The sequence below is a fragment of the Vibrio splendidus genome, assembly GCF_003345295.1.
Classification (GTDB): Bacteria; Pseudomonadota; Gammaproteobacteria; order Enterobacterales; family Vibrionaceae; genus Vibrio; species Vibrio splendidus_K.
This window is the reverse complement of record NZ_CP031056.1, coordinates 444,885-466,722: the sequence shown is the minus strand read 5'-3', so window position 1 is coordinate 466,722 and position 21,838 is coordinate 444,885. Positions and strand designations below refer to the sequence as shown.

Genomic DNA, 21,838 nt, shown 5'->3' with positions numbered 1-21,838 from the left:
CATCATGGATAACAAACGTCGTCAATTTTTGAAAACAGGCCTTGCTGCCGGTGGTGTTGGAGCTTTTGCTGCAGGTTATGCAACAACCACAAAACACATGGTTCACGGTGCTATTGATGGCACCGCAGGTAAGAAAACCAATCACATCCATCACGGTAATTCGTTAGAGACGGAATACAGTGTCGATGAACAAGGTAAGATTTCGCCGAATCCAAACCAACGCGTTGCACCATCAATGTGTTTTGGCTGCTGGACATTGTGTGGCTTGCGTGTACGTATCGATAATCGCAATGACGAGATTTTGCGCATCTCGGGCAACCCGTACCACCCGTTATCAAGCGACCAACAGATCCCGTTCAAAACGCCCGTAAAAGACGCCTACATTGGCTTGTCTGGTGAATCCGGCATCAATAACCGTTCGACAGCCTGCGCCCGCGGTAACGGCATGTTAGAGATTCAAAACAGCCCATACCGAATCACTCAACCATTAAAACGTGTTGGTAAACGAGGTGAAGGTAAGTGGGAGCCGATCAGCTACGAACAACTTATCTCTGAGATCACCGAGGGTGGTGACTTATTCGGTGAAGGTGAAGTTGAAGGCTTACGATCGATTCGCGACATCGAAACACCACTTGATCCGAGCAACCCTGAGTACGGACCAAAAGCCAACCAACTGCTTGTGACCAATGCCGGTAATGAAGGGCGTGACGATATCTTGAAGCGCTTTGCATTTAACAGCTACGGAACACGCAACTTTGGTCACCACGGCTCTTACTGTGGTTACGCATTCCGCGCGGGTTCTGGCGCGATCATGAATGATTTAGACAAGTTCTCGCACTTAAAACCAGACTTCAACAACGCAGAGTTCATTCTTTTCATCGGTATGTCTCCAGCTCAAGCGGGTAACCCGTTCAAGCGTCAAGCAAGACAACTGGCTGAAGCTCGTACTAATGGCAAACTGAGCTACACCATTGTGACTCCAAGCCTTCCAGCAGGATCATCAAGCCTTGCGGCGGGCGATCGTAACAACTGGCTACCGATCAAACCGGGCACTGATTCAGCATTAGTCCTGGGCATGATCCAATGGATCATCGAAAACCAGCGCTACAATCACGATTTCTTGTCTCGCCCAAGCGCACAAGCGATGCAAAAAGCAGGCACCACGCATTGGTGTAATGCTTCACACCTTGTGATCAGTGACGAAACACACCCACAAAATGGACGTATGCTCCGTGCATCGGATATTGGATTGCTAGAAACAGGCGAACCGATATCTGACGATGACGGATTTATCGCACTAGATGTGACAGCGTCACTTTTATCATCGCATATTCAGGTGAATGAAGCGGCTCTGTTCGTTGATCAAGACGTAGAAATCGATGGTCAAACCGTTCGTGTTAAGTCTTCTCTACAAAGATTGAAGGAAGAAGCCTTCAAATATGACCTTGCTTACTACAGTGAGCAGTGTGAAATTCCAAAAGATCAAATTATTGCGCTGGCGAAACGCTTTACCAGCTACGGAACGAAAGCAGTCGTCGATACCCACGGTGGCAACATGCACACCAACGGCTTCTACAACTCGTTCTCTATCTTAATGCTGAACGCGCTGATCGGTAACATCAACGCGAAAGGCGGTGCCATGGCGAAAGCAGGCGGCTACCCAACTTCTGTTGCAGGTCCACGTTATGACTTTACCAAATTCAAAGGCAAGACTAAGCCTCAAGGCGTGTTCTTGTCCCGCAGCAAGTTCCCTTACCACAAGACCAGCGAATACAAGCGCCGCGTTGCCGCAGGTGAATCACCCTACCCAACACGCGCTCCGTGGTACCCAATCTCTGCGCCGCTTTTAACCGAGCATTTATCAGCTGCGATTGATGGCTACCCTTACCGTGCAAAAGCGTGGATCAACCACATGGCGAACCCACTTTATGGCGTTCCGGGCTTAGGCAACTTACTAGGTAAGAAGCTTAAGGATCCAAAGCAGCTTGGTTTGATCGTCTCTATCGATGCCTTCATCAATGAGACAACTGCATTATCGGATTACCTAGTGCCAGACACGGTTACTTACGAAAGCTGGGGCATGGCAACACCTTGGCATGGTGTCGCGACCAAAGCGATAACCGCTCGTTGGCCGATTGTTGAGCCTAAAACTTCCCGCACTCAAGACGGGCGGGCCATCAACCTAGAGAACTTCTTTATTGATGTGGCGAAAACACTGGGCTTAGGTGGCTTTGGCGACAACGTAATCAAAGATAATCAAGGCAACTGGCACGGTATTCATAGCGCTGAAGACTTCTACTTGCGCTCTGCAGCTAACTTGGCATTAGCAAAAGGCGGCGTACCGAATGTAGACGCTGAAGATATCGTTTGGTCTGGTCTAGAGCGCCTAGTCCCTGTAATGAACAAAACGCTTAAACCAGAAGAGATGCTCAAAGTGGCGTATATTTTTGCGCGTGGCGGTCGTTTTGAAGACGCAACCAATGCCTACACCAATGAAACCATGAAGTACAAATGGACCAAACCATTGGCTATTTGGAATGAAAAACTCGGTACGTCTCGTAATACCATCAGTGGCGAGCAATACATGGGTTGTCCTACATGGTATCCACAAAAGTTAGCAGATGGCACGCCTTTGGCAGAGCAGTTCCCAGTAACAGAGTGGCCATTCACCCTAACCAACTTTAAGTCCAACATTCACAGTGCGGTGTCTAACTTGTCACCACGCTTGGAATCCATTAAAGGCGTGAACCCGGTTTACATTCACCCGCAAGACGCCTCTTCTGCTGGCATCAAAACAGGCGATGTATTTGCCATTGAAACACCGAGTTCAACCACACATGCGTTGGCAATGGTGATTGATGGTATAAAACAGGGAACATTAGGCTTTGAACACGGCTTTGGACACAAAGAACTCGGTGAGCGTGCGCACTGGATTGGTGACACACAACAACCAGTGAAAATGAAGTCAAACGATGGCGTTAACATCAATGATATTGGCTTGATTGATCCGACGAGAGAAGGCAAAGGCGTGATGCTTGATTGGGTTGTGGGCGCAGCGGCAAGACAAGCGCTTCCGGCTAAGATCTACAAGGTCTAGCTTAAACTCTGTAAGCTCTAACTTAAGCACTTAATCAAAACACTTCTTTATCTGATTTGCAGATGAGAACACAACAGGGCAACTTCGTCATTCGAGGTTGCTCTGCTTTTTCATCCCCTTAATCTAGAAAAGCACCCTATTTGGATAAAACGCCCAATCTTCATACAGCATCGGGACTAGATAAAGCATCCGGTCTAGATAAAGTAATCAACCCAAAGCCATTAGGTAATCTTCATTTCACCACAACTTTTTTAGCCCGCATCCATAAAGCAGCTATGCTTATACAATCGGTGCCATAAAAGAGCCTTAACAAGCAGTTACACCGAGGCGAACATGGCAGTTCCCTTACATTTCGTTAACGGCAGTTGGATCAGCCTATCGAAGTTCACATCAATACCATTATGGTGATTGAGGTTATTAATGTGAGACTCACCTCAAGTTCCAAGTGAATTAATGTGGAAATCCACAATAGCGCGAACAACCAATTATGTCGAAAATGCGTGCATTACAACCAATAGCGACGCCTCATGACTAAGCTGACAATTAAAACTCAAACTTTAACGCTTTGCATCGCTGCTCTAGGAAGCCTTTCTTTATCCGCTTTTGCACAAGCAGCGCCGAACCCAATGCCAGAAGCTGCAGAAACCTGTAGCGGCTGCCACCAAGCCGACGGTAAAGGCATGCCCAACATCGCCCCTATGCTTGCAGGGCTCAATGCTGATTACCTCGAACACCAACTAATCCTGTTCTCAAGTGGTGAGCGTCAAAGCGCGATCATGAAGGGAATGGCTGACGGTGTGTCTGACCCTGCCGTTCGTCGTGAAGTCGCAGAATACTTTGCATCACTGCCTTCATACGAATTCACCGATTTAGAACAGCGCGGCTCACAAGCTGATATCGATAACCCTTATCGTAAACTTGTATTCCAAGGCGATTGGGACCGAAACATCCCAGCTTGTGCAACCTGCCACGGACCAAGTGGGATGGGCGTAGACAAATTCCCACGCTTAGCCAGTCAACACGCCGACTACATTCAAACTCAGCTCAACGCTTGGAAAAACGGCACTCGGAAGGGTGATGATTTGAACATGATGGGCAACATCGCGGGCAAGCTAACCGACGATGAAATCAAAAACCTGTCGTACTACTTCGCATCTTTCCGATACTAAAGGGCTCGCATGAAAACACTACTTCTAATTACCGCAACCCTTGCCTCTGGAATCGCTTATGCAGAAGCTGAGTTGCCTGATCGCCAAACCGAATTACCAGCAGTTGAGAAGCCTCAAGATAACAAGTATCTGGTGCCACGAGACTTGGTCGATATTCCTGCAGGAGAGTTTGGCGACAAAGTTAAACTGGGTTATTCACTGTTTGTCGATTCACAACAGATGCGCGGTACGTTCGTCGGCAATGAACAAAGCTGTGTCAACTGCCACATGCAAGCGGGCATGAAAGCGAATGCGGCGCCTCTATGGGGTGCTTATATGGCCTACCCTGCTTACCGTAAGAAAAACGACAAGGTAAACAGCTACGCAGAACGTATCCAAGGCTGTTTCACTTATTCAATGAATGGCCTGCCACCAGCAGTGGGCTCAAAAGAGATGGTCGCGCTAACCGCTTACTCATACTGGTTGGCAATGGGCGGTATCTTGGATAAGAACGGCATGCAAGACACACCCGTTCCTGAGATTAGCGATGCAGATTTACAAGTCGGAGGAAAAGCGGAGAGCTTCCCTCTTCCAGAAGAACTGTTAAGCAAATACCCAATTGATGATCGCAGCAAGCTGGCAGGTCGTGGCTACCCTAAGATTGCTAACCCTGAACAAGAGCCGTCGATAGCGCGTGGTGAAAAGGTTTATCAAACCAGCTGCCAAACCTGTCATGGTCAAAATGGCGAAGGCATTAAAGGGGCGGATGGTCGCTCATACCTACCACCACTTTGGGGCAAAAACTCATTCAACTGGGGCGCAGGTATGCACCGCGTAAACACCGCCGCGTACTTCATCTACGAAAACATGCCGCTTGGAAAAAGCCAACAGCTGTCAATTCAGGATGCGTGGGATGTGGCCGCGTTTGTAAACAGTCATGAACGCCCACAAGACCCTCGATACAAAGGCGATGTTGCCGGCAATGCTAAGCGTTACCACAGCCACCAAGGTTACTATGGCAAAGAAGTCGACGGTCATGTACTGGGTTCAAAAGCCTACCCAAGTGGTAAAGAAGTGATTAATGATCACTAATTCGTTTTAAAGAGCAGTAACCGGTTTTCGTGAGTAGTCATGCATTTCAGTGAGACCGGATAGTTGCTTACACCAGCTATAGCTAAGCTTTACATTGTAAATTGGTTACAACTGGACGAATAAAAAGGAGCCAAATTGTTTAACGATCTGGCTCCTTTTTTGTGTTTGAACGATTAGAAAAATAACTAACCTTGCTGCATCTTCTCCCAAATCGTCGGAGAGCCAATATAGTCTTGAACCGTAGTGATGAATTCTTTAACCAGCTTGGTTTGCTTACGGTGCGGATAAACGGCATAAATAGCCGTATCGGCAGTAGAGATTGGGTAGTCTGGAAGTAAAGTGACCAAGCCGAGTTCTTTCATTGATGCGTATAGATTTGATTGATCGAGGAAACCATACCCTAAGCCATCCTTAACGCAAGACACCATTGTGCGAACATCACTCACCTTATAGTTGCCACGAATCGTCAGACTTTGGAAAGTATTGCCTCCTGGCTCTTCGCTGATACGTAAATGATCAACCGTCATATCGCCATTGGTATAAATTACAGCAGGTAACGCGAGCAAATCTTGTGGCGTCTTCGGTTCACCATGCTGCTTCACAAAGTCGTTCGAGGCGACCAGCATGAAGTTACTGTCGGCAATCTTCTTCGCAATCAAATTCGATTCAACAAGCTTGCTGAAGCGAAATGCGATATCAAACTGCCCTGCAATGATATTGGCGATCTTGTCGTCCAATGACAGCACAATCTGTACATCCGGATACTTTCTCATGAACTGCGTGATGATAGGTTGCAGGTATTGCTGACCAAAATAGATGGGAGAAGTAATTCTCAACACACCTTTGGGTTCAGACTGGTAAGAATCAGCAATACCCTGAATCTGATTGATGGTGTCTTTCAGCACATAAGTTTGCGCGAGAATATCTTCCCCTGCAGACGTCAACGAGAACGAACGCGTAGAACGGTTGAGAAGCTGAACACCTAGGTCTTGCTCAAGCTTTTTTATTTGTTTAGAGAGTGAGGAGTTGTCCATATCATGCAAGGTTGCCGCTTTGGTAAACGATCCTTGTTGAACCACATCTAAGAACAATAACAGCTGATTCGTATTTGGCACTGCGCCTCTCCTGAAATAAAACTCGACTAACGTTCGTCTTTAGGGGTGTCCATCACAACCATAGTCGTAATAGATTGCACCTGAGCACATTCCCCAAGCACATCGGCATGAAACTTCTTATAGCCCGGTAGATCTTTGGTTTCTACCCTTAGCAAGTACTCGTTGGCACCAGTAATGTTGTGGCACTCCACCACCTCTTTTTCCATACTGACATGCTGTTCAAACTCTAGCTGAGCCGCTTTGCTGTGGCTCGATAAACCAATCGAAACGTAAGCAATAAAGCCCACGCCCATCAGGCCATTATCCAGAACAGCTCGGTAACCTTGAATGATCCCTTTACGCTCGAGATCTTGTACTCGCCTTAAGGTCGCTGAAGCAGACAAACCAATTCGTTCTGAAAGCTCAATGTTGGAGATTCTGCCGTCCAATTTAAGCTCTTGCAATATCCTTTCGTCAAATCTATCCATAGGTACTTATTATTGTGCATTTAGTGATAGTAAGTGAAATAAAAGCACATAATTGCCTCACTTTCCACCTACTATGCTTCTCAACACGTGAAAGTCATGACCGGTCAGTCACTTCGTTCATTTTATTGTAGGAGAACCATTATGCCTTTAGAACAACTTAGCGCACTTGCCTTGTTTGCGTTTGTCTCGACCTTCACGCCGGGTCCAAATAACATCATGCTCATGACATCAGGTGCCAATGTTGGCTTTGCCCGAACTATTCCGCACATGCTTGGGATAGCTCTAGGGTTTGCCGCGATGTTGTTGTTGGTTGGCTTCGGTTTAATGGGCATTTTCAACGCTTATCCTGTCTCTCACCAGATCTTGAAATATCTAAGCCTGACTTATCTTGTGTACCTAGCAATTAAGATAGCATTGAGCGGCAAAGCAAAAAGTACAGAGGCTTATAAGCCCATGACCTTCATTGGCGCTGCCAGTTTTCAGTGGGTAAACCCGAAAGGTTGGTCAATGGCACTGACTGCGATTTCAGTGTACAGCAGTGGCAGTTCATGGTGGGAGCTTGCAATCATCGCAGCAATTTTTACGCTAGCTAACTTGCCATCAGTGACATTCTGGACGGCAGCAGGCAAACAACTGCAACACTGGTTAACAACACCAGTGCGCATCAAGAGCTTCAACTACGGTATGGCGGGCTTACTTCTAGCCTCAACGATCCCGATGTTGTAACCAGATAGTTTCCCTATGATGGTTAGTAAGTGATTACTGGCCATCAATTTCATTACAAGTATCCAATAACTTCGCTAAGCCAACGTCCAAATGTCGCCTGCCCGCTCGGGGTTAGCGTCCATAAAAACACCGCTACATTCATTGCTACTGTCAGCCAATAGATAGATCTGAACGGCTGCTTCTGCGTTTTATGGCGCAGCTTATCTTGAGCAATCAAAGCCCCTAACCAACCACCAGCAACAGAAAAAGCATGCAGAGTTTTCTCTGGCACACGCCAATTGCCATTGATCGCAGCTCGCTTGTCCTTTGCGTACACAAAAAAAGTCACTATCCCGATAACTAAATACCAAACCAACAGCGCTTTAGAACTTTCTGCAAACAACACAGAGACGGCCACCAACACCAGATAAGTGATGGCGAATTGAATAGATGAAGACAACATCAACTCCTTTTGGGTAACAGCTCACATACTGTAGCAATTACGCCCTGTAGATTTTGGTAAGGATGGATAACTGGTGGTTTCGTTCCCAAGAAATCTACCGTCTCCTTAAGTGCACTATGGAATTTATAGGAATTGCAGATATCTGCAAATGAAACTGACGTAATCTACCTATTTTGCTCCCCCTGAGTACAGCTATCGTTCCTAATACACAAAACTCACTTATGTTAATATTAAATAGAACGTAAAAACTTTATTACTCTTTAAAAATAAGAACATTCCAAAGTGATATTCATCTCACATTAATAAGGATGAGCTCTCATCCTTATTATCTACTCCTAGCTTCTACGCCTTGGGTTATTAATATCGAACATATGAGCTATTGATCCAATTAATTTCACTTAAACCAAATACAAAGCGTGATACTGACACTAGGTTTCTTATTTTTACGTATTAAAAATAACTTTACATATAGCTATCACAAATAGTTGGCCATCAATCGGACTAGGATATTCATCTTCATAAAAAGTGAAATATGGATATCAAACGTGAACAACATAAATATTAATAAGAACATCACTCTACAACGCACCTTCGACATTACAAAAAAGAGAAGCTTCAGACGGTCAACGCTAGCCAAAGCGATTCTACCTCTCTTCACCGCCACCCTTATCGCAGGCTGTGGTAGCGATAACGACAGCGACACGGATGCTGGCAACAGTGGCTTATACAAAGCAGGCGAAAACGAAGTCGTTGTGTATTACAAACGTGATGTTGCAGCTGCAAGCACTTCGGGTTCTACTTACGACGGCTGGGGACTTCACCTATGGAATGGCGAAGGCTGTACTAGCACAGACTTAGTAGCCATGGGGTTAAGCAAAACGGGTACTAACTGGGAAGCACCTTACGAATTTGATGGTATCAGTGATACCTACGGCGCTTACTATGTGTTGAAAGTCGATCCAGATGCTTCTGACCCACATAAATGCATGAATTTCATCTTACACAATGGCGACGAAAAAGCGTTTGGTAGTGCCAATTCTAAAATCGAGCTAACCAAGCTTGGCGATTCACAGGGCGTATTCGGGTTCCATGGCAGCAGCGAGTTGTATTACGACCCAATTTCAGAGCGTCCCGTCAATATCGATGGCCAAAAAGCGCATTGGTTGGACGCAGAGACTATCGCCTGGGAAGCCGCTGGTAATGCCGATTCTGTAAAACTCTTCTATGCATTAGATAACAGCATCACGATGAACGACGACAAAGAAATTGTCGGCGGAACTGCAATTGAACTAAGTAAAGACGGGGAGCTATCTTCTGAATTGAAAGAACGTTTCCGCCACCTTGCAAGCTTACCAGCACTGGCTATCGATGTGGACGACAAGACTTTACGTACCATCTTAAAATCTCAGATAATCTTTGTTGCCTACAATGCCAATGGCGATGTTATCTCTTCAACTGAGGTTCAAAAACCAGGAGTGCTTGATGCAGTATTTGCTAGCGAAGATGCTGGTAATGCAATGGGTGAAGAATTAGGCGCGATTGTTGAAGGCAGTGCGGCTACCTTCAAGCTTTGGGCACCAACAGCGCAAGATGTTGAACTCGTCCTGTACAGCGAGGATCTGCAAAGTTCACAAGTTTTTCCAATGACAGAAAGCACTGAGACGGGTATTTGGGCGACTGACGCGGTACCTAACGCTGTCAACAGTTACTATCGCTACCAAGTAAAGGTTTACCACCCAACCACAGGCAACATTGAGACTCGCCTAGTAACCGACCCTTACTCACTCAGCTTATCGAAGAACTCTGCATACTCTCAAGTCATTGACCTTAATGATTCAACACTGAAACCAGAGGGCTGGAGTAACTATAAGCGCGACACAGAAAAAACGGTTCAAGACACAAACCACGTACTTTACGAATCACACCTGCGTGATTTTAGCTTCAGCGATAAGGCAGGCACAGCGAACCTAAACGGCAAGTACCTCGCTCTCACAGAAGCAGATCGTGAATCGGTCAAACACCTACAAGATCTGCAAGATGCAGGCTTAACTACGCTACATATCTTACCGGCATTCGATATCGCTACCGTTGATGAAAATGAAGCGAGCCGTGTCGATATTACGGATACGGTCGGTAAATTGTGTGATGTAAAACCAGCAGCCGTCTTGTGTGGTAACGAAGATGAAAACAAAACCATTGAAGCAGTATTAGATGGTTATGACTCTTCAACTGGTGACGCCCAAGCCCTAATGAACGACCTTCGCATGCTTGATAGCTTCAACTGGGGTTATGACCCATTCCATTACACGGTTCCAGAGGGAAGTTACGCGACCGATCCTAATGGTTCTAAGCGTATTCTAGAGTTCCGTCAAATGGTGAAAGCAACGCACGACATGGATCTTAAGCTGATCATGGACGTGGTATACAACCACACCAATGCGTCTGGCGTGAACGATAAGTCTGTCCTAGATAAAATTGTCCCTGGATACTACCACCGTCTTAACTTAAACACAGGTGGCGTCGAAAATTCAACCTGTTGTGACAACACTGCGACTGAAAACCTAATGATGGGTAAATTAATGGTCGACTCACTTAAGGTGTGGGCTGACGATTATAAAGTGGATGGTTTCCGTTTTGACTTAATGGGCCACCAGCCAAAAGACGTGATGGTCGAAGCATTGGAAGAAGTGCGTAAAATCGACCCAAATACTCTGTTCTACGGTGAAGGTTGGGACTTTGGCGAAGTAGCGGATAACGCACGCTTCGATCAAGCGAACCAAATCAACATGGCAGGCACTGAGATCGGTACATTCTCAGACCGTCTGCGTGATGCCGTACGTGGCGGTAGCCCGTTTGATGGTGGTGTCGATTCAGAAGGCAACCACCCACTTCGCTTTAACCAAGGCTTTGGTAACGCAGCGATTGCCAACGAAGAGACCAAAGTTGATCAAGATTCAATCAACGGTCGCTTACACAACCAAGATCTTGTTCGCTTAGGCATGGCAGGTAACTTAGCCGAATATGTATTACTGGATTACAAAGGTGATACTAAACTGGGTAAAAACGTCGACTACAACGGCGCACCTGCCGGCTACACCAAAATGCCATCAGAGAACATCTCTTACGTTTCAAAACACGATAACCAAACGCTTTGGGATAACAACGCATACAAAATCGCCACTGGTACTAGTTCTGCAGAGCGTGCTCGCATGCAATCTGTATCACTCTCTACCGTGATGTTAGGCCAAGGTATACCATTCATCCATATGGGTTCTGAACTATTGCGTTCTAAGTCTATGCAGCGCGACTCTTACGACTCTGGCGACTGGTACAACCGTGTAATGTTCGATGGTACGGACAATAACTGGAATGTTGGCTTACCTCGTGAAGACAAAGATGGCGCCAACTGGAACCTGATCAAAACTATCATTGCTGACAGTACGGCTAAACCAGACGAAGACGACATTGAGCTCACCAAGCAGCAATTCCTAGAGCTATTAAAAATCCGTAGTTCAAGCGAACTGTTCCGCTTAGACACTGCTGATGAAGTCATGAAGCGTGTCGACTTCCGTAACGTTGGCAAAGATCAAGTCGAAGGCTTAATCGTGATGTCTATCGATGATGGTGTTTCAGCCGGTGCTAACCTAGATCCTGCCAACGATGCGATTGTTGCTGTTGTAAACTCAACCAATAAATCTCAATCGTTCAAAATCACAGGAGCAACCGGCTTTGCACTCCACACCGTTCAACAAAATTCTGAAGATGACATTGTAAAAGGTGCGAGCTTCGCCGCTGAAACCTTCACAGTACCTGCATTAACCACCGCTGTATTTGTACAAGCTCAAGGCGATGCACAGGGTGTCGGCCTGCCAGTTGATAACTCAGGTAAGGATGTGTCTAGCATTCCTCCATACGGCCAAACAACGGTTTACGTGCGTGGTGCTATGAATAATTGGACGCCTGTTGATGATTGGGCTATGAGCTTTATTGGCAATGGTGTTTACTCTGTAACAAAGACTTTGGAAGTAAAAGACTATGGCTTCAAGTTTAGCGGTGCTACTTGGGATCAACTTGACCTTGGTTGTAATTCAGTTGAACTTGCCGATGGCTCTATCAATCTTGGTACTGATGGTAACTGCCAATTGAGCGTAACTGAAGCTGGCAGCTATACCTTCACTCTGAATGCGATTCATGAGCTAAACAGCAGTGTGGGTAAGGCCGTGGTTTCTGTGACCAAACAGTAAGCTTTATAGAACAAAAAACTAGGTTTAAAGGGAGGCATTAAGCTTCCCTTTTTCTATATTAACTCTCATAAGATTAAAGTGAAATAAGCCTCATACCATCCTGTTTTGAGCATCAGCTCACATACCACAACAACTACGCCCCGAATTTCTTAACCAAGGAGGATAAAGCAGCATTCTGATTGAGCTAGCCTCCTGCCTACAACTACAACTACAACTACACCTCTACTTCTCGAGATGGAATATAAGTATGTACAACAAGAAACATTCAATCTATCAAGTTTTTACACGTTTGTTCGGCAATCAGAATACACAGAACACACCTTGGGGAACCATTGAGCAAAATGGCGTGGGTAAGTTCAGTGATTTCACCAATAAAGCGCTTACAGAAATTAGAGAACTCGGCATCACTCATATTTGGTACACCGGAGTACCACATCATGCTGTGATCAACGACTACAAGCACATCGGCATCTCAGATGATTATCCAAGCGTTGTAAAAGGACGAGCAGGCTCACCTTATGCCGTCAAAGATTACTACTCTGTAAACCCAGATCTTGCAGACAACCCAGCACAGCGTTTACAGGAATTCGAAGCCTTGATCAAAAGAAGCCATGACAATGGTTTGAAAGTCATCATCGATATCGTCCCTAACCACATTGCTCGTAATTACAAAGGCTTAAATAACCCAGAGGGCGTGCGTGACTTTGGCGTTCAAGATGACACGACTGTTGAGTATCATCGCAACAACAACTTCTATTACATTCCTAACAGCGTATTTGAACTGCCCGAGATCGAACCTGCGTTCATCCCTCTTGGTAGTGAACAACACCCGAATTTGGCCTCACCGTTTCTTGAATCCCCGGCCAAATGGACAGGAAACGGATCGCGCTTGAGCAAACCAAACTTCGACGATTGGTATGAAACCGTAAAGATTAACTATGGCGTGCGACCAGACGGCTCAAAAGATTTCCCTGACCTACCGGATGATTACGCAACGCGTGATCACCTCGCCCACTACCAATTCTGGCAGCAAGTTGATGTGCCAGATTCATGGATTAAGTTTCGAGACATCGCTTTATATTGGTTAAAAAAAGGCGTCGATGGGTTTCGCTACGATATGGCGGAAATGGTACCGGTCGAGTTCTGGAGCTATCTCAATTCATCAATAAAAGTAAAGAATCAAGACCCCTTTTTGATGGCGGAAGTTTATCAACCGCACCTTTATCGTGATTACATTCGCTTGGGTAAAATGGACTATCTGTATGACAAAGTAGATCTCTACGACGGTCTAAAAGCAATCATGCAAGGAAAGGCTTCAACGGCAATCATCCCTGAAATCCAGCATCAAATGATGGACATCGAACACCACATGATGCACTTCTTAGACAACCACGATGAGCAGCGTATCGCGTCTCCAGAGTTTGTTGGTAACCCATATGTTGCTAAGCCAGCCATGTTAGTCAGTACGCTATTAAGTAGCTCTCCCACCATGATTTACTTCGGGCAAGAAGTCGGCGAGCCGGGCGCAGAGAACGCAGGCTTTGGGCAACCATCTCGAACATCTATATTTGACTATATCGGTGTTCCTCAACATCAAAAATGGATGAACGGAGGAAAATTTGATGGGGGGCAGCTTAGCGATGACGAAAAGCAGCTCAGACTCTTCTACCAGAGAGTGATGACGTTTGCACTGAACCATTCATCTATGACTGGAGAGTACCAAGATTTACACAAATCCAATCAGCTAAGTGATTCTATTTATGCTTTCTTGCGCTTTAATAACGAAGAGCTTGTTATCGCAGCTGCTAACTTTAGCCAAAGCATGACGGATAATATCGAGTTGAAGATTACTGCAGAAGTGATTCAAGAGCTGGGAATCACAGACGGAAGCTATCCGCTCAAAGAACATATTGAAGGCGTCCAACAACAGACTCTATATGTGGAAAATGGCGTCGGTTACTTCAGCGCTGAATTAAATCCCCTAGCGGCTTTCGCTTGGGTGTTAGCTATCTAATATACTGCCTCTCGAAGTCATTAATTATTGTTGCATCGAAATAAGGATAAACGGTACTTAACGTAAATATCAAACATGTTAAGTACCTAAATGCCATGAGCAGTAGAGATGTTAAACCATCGAAAATTCACAAAATCCTATTAGTTTTTAAAGCCTAATCAAAATTAGCCTTTTGTAAAATTTCAATGAAGGTTTTAATCTTCAGATCGCCCGCTCCCTGCTTCGCGTAAAGACCAACATTCCCGCGCTTAGAATCGTCAATCAGTAACGTTTCAAAGCCTTTGTCTTTCATCCAGTTACACATTTTATGACTGTATGGCATCACAGCATCAGACATTCTTAGCATATCTAAGCTCGCAAAAAGAGAGTCAACATCATAGACATCTCGCCCAATAACCTCGGTATCACGCCCGCCAGGTTGTGAATTTACGTGATCAGACAGCACAGAGTTATGTCTAGAGTGATCGGGGGTCACTTGGAGTATTGGAAACGCCAACATCTCACGCCTTAACAAGCTCGGGTCTAAATGTTTCTTCGTTAACAATGGATGGTTGGCTCGAACAAACACCGCTTCTTTGTCTTGAAAAAGTGGGTAAAACGTCACTTTACATCGCTCATGCAGCCCGTAGATTTCATGGCCTACAAACAAGTCGATATCGCCTTGAACCAAGTGGTGCATCAAAGACAAGTTGTTACCGAACTCTAAATGTAGCGAGCCCATTTTTTCTTGTTGCTTGTATTCCTCAACCGCCTTGCAAACAAATTGTTCCCACCAAGCTTCCCCAGTGCCTAGCTTCAATTTACCTGATTGGCGCTGCTGCATGTCGGTAAAGCGATGCATTAAAGACAGATGCTTTTCTTGCTGTTCTTGTGCAAACTCCCGAAACAACAACCCGTACTCGGTAAGCTCAACGCCTTTTGACTTGCGAGTAAAAATAGCCACACCAACATCACTCTCTAATTTCTTGATCGCAGCAGTCAAGGAGGGCTGGCTAATATTCAGCTTTTCCGCGGCACCTTTAATACTGCCAGTATGCGCAACCATCAGAAAGTATCGGTATAGCTTGTTCATAGGATTCTCTTAGTTTGCATTCGATCACAAAATGCGAGGTTAGAAATTCAACAAATTAAACCACTGAACACAGCGCGCAGTGGATAGAGCTCATGATATAGGATTTTTCTATAGAGAGCATTAGTAATGCTATTTCCCAGTATAAGATGAAATCACTATAGTAAGGTCAATTAACTTATTAAGTGGACATTGAGATGGAACAGAAATGGTGGCATGACGCAGTGGTCTACCAAATTTACCCGCGTAGCTTTTTAGACTCGAATAATGACGGTATCGGTGACCTAAATGGAATCATCAGCAAACTCGATTACCTCAAAGAACTGGGCATTAATGTCATTTGGCTATCTCCTGTTTATCAATCTCCAATGGACGATAACGGCTACGACATCTCCGACTACCAAGCGATTGCTGAAGAGTTTGGCACGATGGAAGAGATGAAACTCCTGATGGATGAAGCGAAGGAATGTGACATTAAGATTGTTATGGATTTAGTGGTAAACCATACGTCAGATGAACACCGTTGGTTCGAACAAGCACGCTCTTCAAAAGACAATCCGTATCGAGACTATTACATTTGGCGCGATGCGCAACCGGATGGCAGTGCACCGGATGACCAAGGCTCTATCTTTGGCGGAAGTGCTTGGCAGTGGGATGAACTCACACAACAATATTACTTCCATCTATTTTCGAAACGTCAGCCAGATTTGAACTGGGAAAACCCGAAGGTTCAAGAAGAAGTTCATACTATGATGAACTGGTGGATTGACCTTGGTATAGGCGGCTTCCGCTTAGATGTTATTGATCTTATTGGTAAAGAGATCGATAAAGGAATCACTGGGAACGGACCAAGGCTGCACAAGCTATTACAACAAATGAATCAGGCGACCTTTGGTAACAAGGATTTGTTAACCGTAGGAGAAACTTGGGGCGCGACACCAGAAATAGCCAAGCTATACAGCGGACAAGATAGAAATGAACTTTCTATGGTATTCCAATTTGAGCACATCACCCTGACATGGGAAAACGGTGACAAATGGAACCCTATTCCGCTTGATCTTCGAGAGTTCAAAAATGTGCTGACTAAGTGGCAGCTCGAGCTGGCTGATGGTGGCTGGAATTCCCTTTTTTGGAACAACCACGACTTACCACGTTTGGTTTCAAAATACGGTGATGACAAACATTTCCGAGTTGAGTCAGCAAAAATGCTGGCGACGTGTTTGCACTTCTTAAAAGGCACACCTTACATTTATCAAGGTGAAGAGATTGGCATGACCAATGTCGCTTTTGACAATCTAGACCAATATAAAGATATTGAAACGCACAATTTCTATAAAGTAAAAACGGAATCGGGTGTCACTCATGAACACATGATGGACGCCATTCACGAGAACAGCCGTGACAACGCTAGAACACCAATGCACTGGAACAACCAAACTAACGCAGGGTTCTCTGAGGGAACACCGTGGATTGAGCTGAATCCAAACTACCCAGAGATAAACGTCGAAAGTGCGTTGGCCGATCCAGGCTCAATATTTTACCACTACAAGACATTGATAGAGTTACGAAAAGCTCATCCAGCGATTGTCTACGGTTCATTTATTCCTGTTTTTGAAGAACACGACAAGGTTTTCGCCTACGTGCGTGAGTTGGATGGTGAGCAACTATTTGTCGTATGTAATTTCTCTGGTGACTCATTAACGCTTGACGTCCCTGAGCAATATCGAACTCAAACAGCAACTTGCCTAATCAACAATTATGGTGAGGTTTCGAGTCTCGACACGCAACTAAACTTAGCCCCTTATGAAGCATTCACTTTAAAACTGTAGCTATGGAGCTATGGAGCTATGGAGCTATGTCGCCATAAGAACTAACCCCCGAATAAAGGCAAGGTACCCCCTTGCCTTTTTTGTTGTTCTTTAGCGCGTAAACTTAACTGTCATAGCCGCATACCTAGCCGACATCGCTGTGTATTAGATCCAACATAAACATACATTTAACTCAACATGTCCGCATATTGAATCCGACATTGCATAAGCCAATATACGCAACGCTCTTCTTAGCGAGCGATAGCCAAATCACCATTAATTTGTTTGAGCCCGTCTTCACATTTCTTTTCACGTTCAACATCACAAAAGCTACACACTACCTCCAAAACACTAAGCTCACAATAATGATATAGATTTTTACTATACCTCTTAGCTGTTTACCTATTTCTCAAGAAGGGACGAAACCGATAAAATCACTCTCAGATAATAAGAACTGATAGAAGTGATTATCGTTATGGATAACCTTCTGAATATGGAATGAAACTATGAAACCTCTATTGAAAACACTGTCTATTTGTACTCTTGCTGCTCTTTTCAATGCACCGGCTTTTGCTATGGAAGAAGGTGAAATCACAATCTGGATCAATGGCGATAAAAGTTATGCCGGCCTTGCTGAAATTGGTAAACAATTCGAAGAAGATACTGGTGTAAAAATTAACGTTCAGTACCCAGATTCACTGGAAGCTAAATTCCAACAACACGCAGCAACAGGCGGCGGCCCTGACATCATTTTCTGGGCACACGACCGTTTTGGTGGATACGCAGAATCAGGCCTACTTCACGAACTTAATCCAAGTAAAGAATTCAAAGAAAAGCTTGTCGACTTCAGTTGGGATGCGGTGACAGTCAACGGTAAAGTTGTGGGGTACCCTTTAGCAATCGAAGCACCTTCTCTAATCTACAACAAAGACCTACTTCCAAACCCACCAAAAACATGGGAAGAGCTTGCTGCCATTCAGAAAGAGATGGCTAAGCAAAACAAAAAAGCCATCATGTGGGATGTAAAAAATGCGTACTTCACGTGGCCGATGATCTCTGCCGGTGGTGCCTTTGCGTTTGAAAAAACAGCAACAGGGTATGACGCCAAGAGCACAGGTGTTAACAACGCAGCAGGTGTTCGCGGCCTTCAATTCCTGGTTGATATGGTAAACCAAGGGGTAGTTAACCCGAATATGGATTACTCAGTAGCAGAAGCAGAGTTCACTAATGGCAATGTGGCAATGACCATTAATGGCCCTTGGTCTTGGGGTAACTTAGACAAGCTTGGTGTTAATTATGGTGTTGCGGAGCTGCCGACATTAAATGGCGGTAAAGGTAACCCATTTGTTGGAATCCTAAGTGCGGGTATCAATGCTGCGAGTCCAAATACTGATCTTGCTGTCGAGTTCTTAGAAAACTACCTATTCCAAGACGACGCTCTGAAAACCATGAATGATGACAAGCCTCTTGGCGCGGTGACACTAAAGTCATTCCAAAAGATTCTTGAGAGCGATGATCGCATCAAATCAACCATGACGAATGCTGAAAACGGCGAAATCATGCCAAACATCCCGCAAATGACGGCTTACTGGTTCGCTGAAGGTGCGGCTATCGATAACGCAATGCAGGGTAAGCAAACCGTTAGAGAAGCACTAGACACAGCAGCAAAACAAATTACCAAATAACCTTTCTTATTATTAATATCCTATTGTCCTTTGGCACAGCGCATGCTGTGCCTTTTTTGTTTTGGAAATCAACTCGCTATGCAAATCCCTACTCTTTACCTAAAAGGTACGTTCAATGGCTGGGGGTTAGACACCCCATTGTTCAAAGAGCAAGACGGCTCCTACAGAGCAAACTTATGCTTATCTACCGACCTTTATCGCTTCAAAATTTCGGATTCAGATGGCACCAAGCAATGGACACTTTCAGGGCATGAAAGTGAAGCCACTCTCTGTGAATTGGAACAAGCAATGCCGCTTATCAATACACAAGGTATTGGTAATGATCTGCTGCTCTCTCCCGCTGTCGCTGGTCAATACTCCTTGAAGGTGCAATTCAGCGCTTCGACGCCAACGATCACCGTAACCAAGGGGGAATACAATGATCTATCAACACCTCAACGCGAGCCTATGAACACACGTCTGATAGCGGGTGAGACAGAGGAGACGCTGCCTCTCTGGCAACACCCTGAATTTGCAATGCCACATAACCAACTATTCCAAGAGCTCACCATCTCAGAGACACAGTCATTCCCGTTTGTGTTCGGGGATAATGTCGATGGTTACTATCATGGAGCAACCTATAGCTATGTAAACGGTGGTAAATATCGTCACCACCAAGGTTGGATACTGGGAACCTTCGCCAGCTATATCGACGGCAAGTTCAATAATAAGTTAGAGGCTGAACGTGCTAGCCTGACGCCTTATGGTATTGAACATCATTATGAGAATAGTCGAGAATCGCTGAGCCTGATTCAAGGTTCCAGACTCGTATCGCTTAAGGTATCGTCCAACAAACCGAGCGCTTTAAGCCTAATTCCAGAACTCAACGTACCGACGACTCACTCTAAAGTTCACATTTCAGACTCAAATATCGCCATAGAACTCAACCCTCAAGTTTGCCCAGACGGCTGCCCAAGGTTTGTCGCCATCGTGAGCAATCATGCAGTACATACACGAGAGATCTCGCTAGACGCTCACCCTGAACTTCGCGACCTAGTTCAACTCTCAGAGAGCAATACAAAGCTCATGCTCACGACGTCAGATAAACAAACTGAACTTGTCGTCTACCTCGGCTTTGCTGAAACTCTTGAAACCGCTAGCTCATTGGTCAATCAAGCGATCAAAAATAACGAACACGTTCTTCACCAACAGCGGATTTATGAGTTCTTAACCAATAATTATTTGTGGACCAACGACCTTGAATACAACCAAGCCGTCATGTGGTCGCGCCTTGCAAGCCGAACCTTTGTGAGTCATGAGTTCGGCACGGGCATTTGGGCTGGATTACCTTGGTTCAAGGACTGTTGGGGCCGCGACACCTTTATCGCGCTGTCTGGTACAAGCCTGGTAAATGGTTTATTCAACGAAGCAAAAGAGATCATTGAAAACTTTGCGTCCATGCAGATGCTCGACGAAAATTCCACAAATTACGGACGAATCCCGAATCGAGTGACGAGTAAAACGAACATCATTTATAACACCACCGATGGTACACCTTGGATGATTCGTGAAGCCCTTGAGTACATCAACTACTCTGGCGATGTGGCGTTCGCTAAGGCCATTTACCCCACTCTCAAGCGTTTCATCACGGGTGTCGAAAAACACTACTTGAATGAAGATAGCCTGATGGCACATCGCCACCCTGATACGTGGATGGATGCGAAAATTGATGGGATGACACCTTGGTCTCCTCGCGGTCCTAAAGCCAATGACATCCAAGCTTTGTGGTTTGAAAGCTTAAACTGCGCTATTCAACTCGCAACTTTAGTGGGCGACTCCGAAGCAGAAAAGAGCTGGACAATCCAAGCAGAAAAAGTGAAAGAGAATTTCGCCACCAAGTTTTGGGATGATAAAAACCATCGCCTAGCCGATCATTTATCACAAGGTGATGTGCCTGATTATAGCGTGCGCCCGAATCAGTTGATGACGATTTCAATTCCTCAGAAAAGTCAGCTTAATCAGAATGAAAGAGAGCAATACATCGTCAAGAACGCGGTAGAAACGCTATTGTTCCCATGGGGGATCTGCTCGCTACAACAAGAGCATGTCGATTTTCACCCTTATCATGACAATCAAGCCATGTATCATAAAGACGCGGCTTATCACAACGGGACGATCTGGGGGTGGAATGCGGGCTTTACCATTACTGCGCTCAACAAATTTAAGCGGCAAGATCTCAGTTACCAGCTATCCAAAAACTTGGCAAAACAGATCCTTACACAAGGCTGTAGAGGGACGATGAGTGAGAATTTGGATGCTTTTCAAGAAGGTAACCGCGACCTTGTAGAATCAGGGACGTTTGCTCAGGCCTGGTCCGTTTCAGAATACGCTCGTAACGCGCAACAGGACTATTTGGGATATTGCCCACGCTTATTGGACAATCAGATACACCTAACACCAAATTTCCCAAGTTGTTGGAGCGAATTAGTGGCTTCGTTGCCTTTTGGTCAAGGAAACCAGCTACGACTGTCATTTGAATCTAAAAATGGGATTTCTCATTACAAGATTCAGTCAAATCTAGAAGATACGGTAAGTCCCGAAATCACATTAGTTCTTAAACTGGATATCGACCAAAAATCTGTGGCTGTTATCTCAACACCATTAGCACAATCGTTGGAGATCATGATCGACAGTCATCAACAACAGGTCACGGTTAACGACAAACAAGCGCAGTTTGAGATTCAACCAAAGCCAAATAACGCCATCTTACGCGATTTACAGTTTGCCAAGCCCGACTTTGCAAGGCAACACAACAGCTTGATGAGCAAGGACTACTTGTTGAACAAGCGCAATAAGCAAAAATTGTCAGCAGCTAAGGACTAACTTCGCTGATATTAAGCCTATCGCTTTATAGACGTATAAAGCGATACGGCTATAAAGAGATAAAAAAGC

13 protein-coding genes are annotated in these 21,838 nt (G+C 45.2%); 9 read left to right on the top strand and 4 right to left on the bottom strand.

The genetic code is table 11. The features are described 5' to 3' along the window. Nucleotides 1–4 precede the first annotated feature (4 nt). From DUN60_RS17915 to DUN60_RS17905, 3 genes are all read left to right on the top strand, one after another. Nucleotides 5–3,097 carry a tetrathionate reductase subunit A gene (locus DUN60_RS17915; RefSeq protein ID WP_114634637.1) on the top strand — a complete coding sequence of 1,031 codons (3,093 nt, stop codon included), beginning with the start codon at nucleotides 5–7 and terminating at the stop codon, nucleotides 3,095–3,097. 527 nt (nucleotides 3,098–3,624) lie between these two features. Then, entirely contained in the window at nucleotides 3,625–4,266 is a 642-nt protein-coding gene (locus DUN60_RS17910; protein ID WP_016797888.1) for a c-type cytochrome, read from the top strand. Between the two features lie 9 nt (nucleotides 4,267–4,275). After that, nucleotides 4,276–5,337, top strand: a complete 1,062-nt coding sequence (locus DUN60_RS17905) for a c-type cytochrome (RefSeq protein WP_114634635.1) — start codon at nucleotides 4,276–4,278, stop codon at nucleotides 5,335–5,337. 185 nt (nucleotides 5,338–5,522) lie between these two features. On the opposite strand, the gene DUN60_RS17900 is transcribed toward DUN60_RS17905, so the two are convergent. Together DUN60_RS17900 and DUN60_RS17895 are read right to left on the bottom strand one after the other, a co-directional pair. Then, on the bottom strand, nucleotides 5,523–6,452 hold the full coding sequence (locus DUN60_RS17900) for a LysR family transcriptional regulator (protein WP_054545872.1): 930 nt from the start codon (nucleotides 6,450–6,452) through the stop codon (nucleotides 5,523–5,525). A 26-nt stretch (nucleotides 6,453–6,478) separates the two neighbouring features. Next, entirely contained in the window at nucleotides 6,479–6,919 is a 441-nt protein-coding gene (locus tag DUN60_RS17895; protein WP_009845852.1) for an Lrp/AsnC family transcriptional regulator, read from the bottom strand. A gap of 141 nt (nucleotides 6,920–7,060) precedes the next feature. Here DUN60_RS17895 and DUN60_RS17890 point away from each other — a divergent pair, with 141 nt between their 5' ends. Further along, nucleotides 7,061–7,645: a LysE family translocator gene (locus tag DUN60_RS17890; protein WP_010431665.1), complete on the top strand. Its 585-nt coding sequence runs from the start codon at nucleotides 7,061–7,063 to the stop codon at nucleotides 7,643–7,645. A 52-nt stretch (nucleotides 7,646–7,697) separates the two neighbouring features. On the opposite strand, the gene DUN60_RS17885 is transcribed toward DUN60_RS17890, so the two are convergent. After that, complete coding sequence (locus tag DUN60_RS17885) at nucleotides 7,698–8,087, bottom strand: DUF1294 domain-containing protein (RefSeq protein WP_114634632.1); 390 nt, start codon at nucleotides 8,085–8,087, stop codon at nucleotides 7,698–7,700. Between the two features lie 596 nt (nucleotides 8,088–8,683). On the opposite strand from DUN60_RS17885, the gene pulA reads away from it, so the two are divergent. Together pulA and DUN60_RS17875 are read left to right on the top strand one after the other, a co-directional pair. Next, nucleotides 8,684–12,331 (top strand): pullulanase-type alpha-1,6-glucosidase, encoded by a 3,648-nt coding sequence (gene pulA / locus DUN60_RS17880; protein WP_114635759.1) that lies wholly within the window; start codon nucleotides 8,684–8,686, stop codon nucleotides 12,329–12,331. 247 nt (nucleotides 12,332–12,578) lie between these two features. Beyond that, nucleotides 12,579–14,345: an alpha-amylase family protein gene (locus tag DUN60_RS17875; protein ID WP_114634629.1), complete on the top strand. Its 1,767-nt coding sequence runs from the start codon at nucleotides 12,579–12,581 to the stop codon at nucleotides 14,343–14,345. A 154-nt stretch (nucleotides 14,346–14,499) separates the two neighbouring features. Here DUN60_RS17875 and DUN60_RS17870 read toward each other — a convergent pair whose 3' ends face one another. Beyond that, the gene (locus DUN60_RS17870; protein WP_114634627.1) at nucleotides 14,500–15,417 is read right to left on the bottom strand and encodes a LysR family transcriptional regulator; all 918 of its coding nucleotides are present in this window, start codon (nucleotides 15,415–15,417) and stop codon (nucleotides 14,500–14,502) included. Between the two features lie 194 nt (nucleotides 15,418–15,611). Between DUN60_RS17870 and DUN60_RS17865 the strand changes: the two genes are divergently transcribed. From DUN60_RS17865 to DUN60_RS17855, 3 genes are all read left to right on the top strand, one after another. Next, nucleotides 15,612–17,243 carry a glycoside hydrolase family 13 protein gene (locus DUN60_RS17865; RefSeq protein ID WP_114634625.1) on the top strand — a complete coding sequence of 544 codons (1,632 nt, stop codon included), beginning with the start codon at nucleotides 15,612–15,614 and terminating at the stop codon, nucleotides 17,241–17,243. Nucleotides 17,244–17,728: 485 nt separating this feature from the next. Then, on the top strand, nucleotides 17,729–18,907 hold the full coding sequence (gene malE / locus DUN60_RS17860; protein ID WP_004732148.1) for a maltose/maltodextrin ABC transporter substrate-binding protein MalE: 1,179 nt from the start codon (nucleotides 17,729–17,731) through the stop codon (nucleotides 18,905–18,907). 30 nt (nucleotides 18,908–18,937) lie between these two features. Further along, nucleotides 18,938–21,769, top strand: a complete 2,832-nt coding sequence (locus DUN60_RS17855; protein WP_114634623.1) for an amylo-alpha-1,6-glucosidase — start codon at nucleotides 18,938–18,940, stop codon at nucleotides 21,767–21,769. Nucleotides 21,770–21,838: the final 69 nt, after the last annotated feature.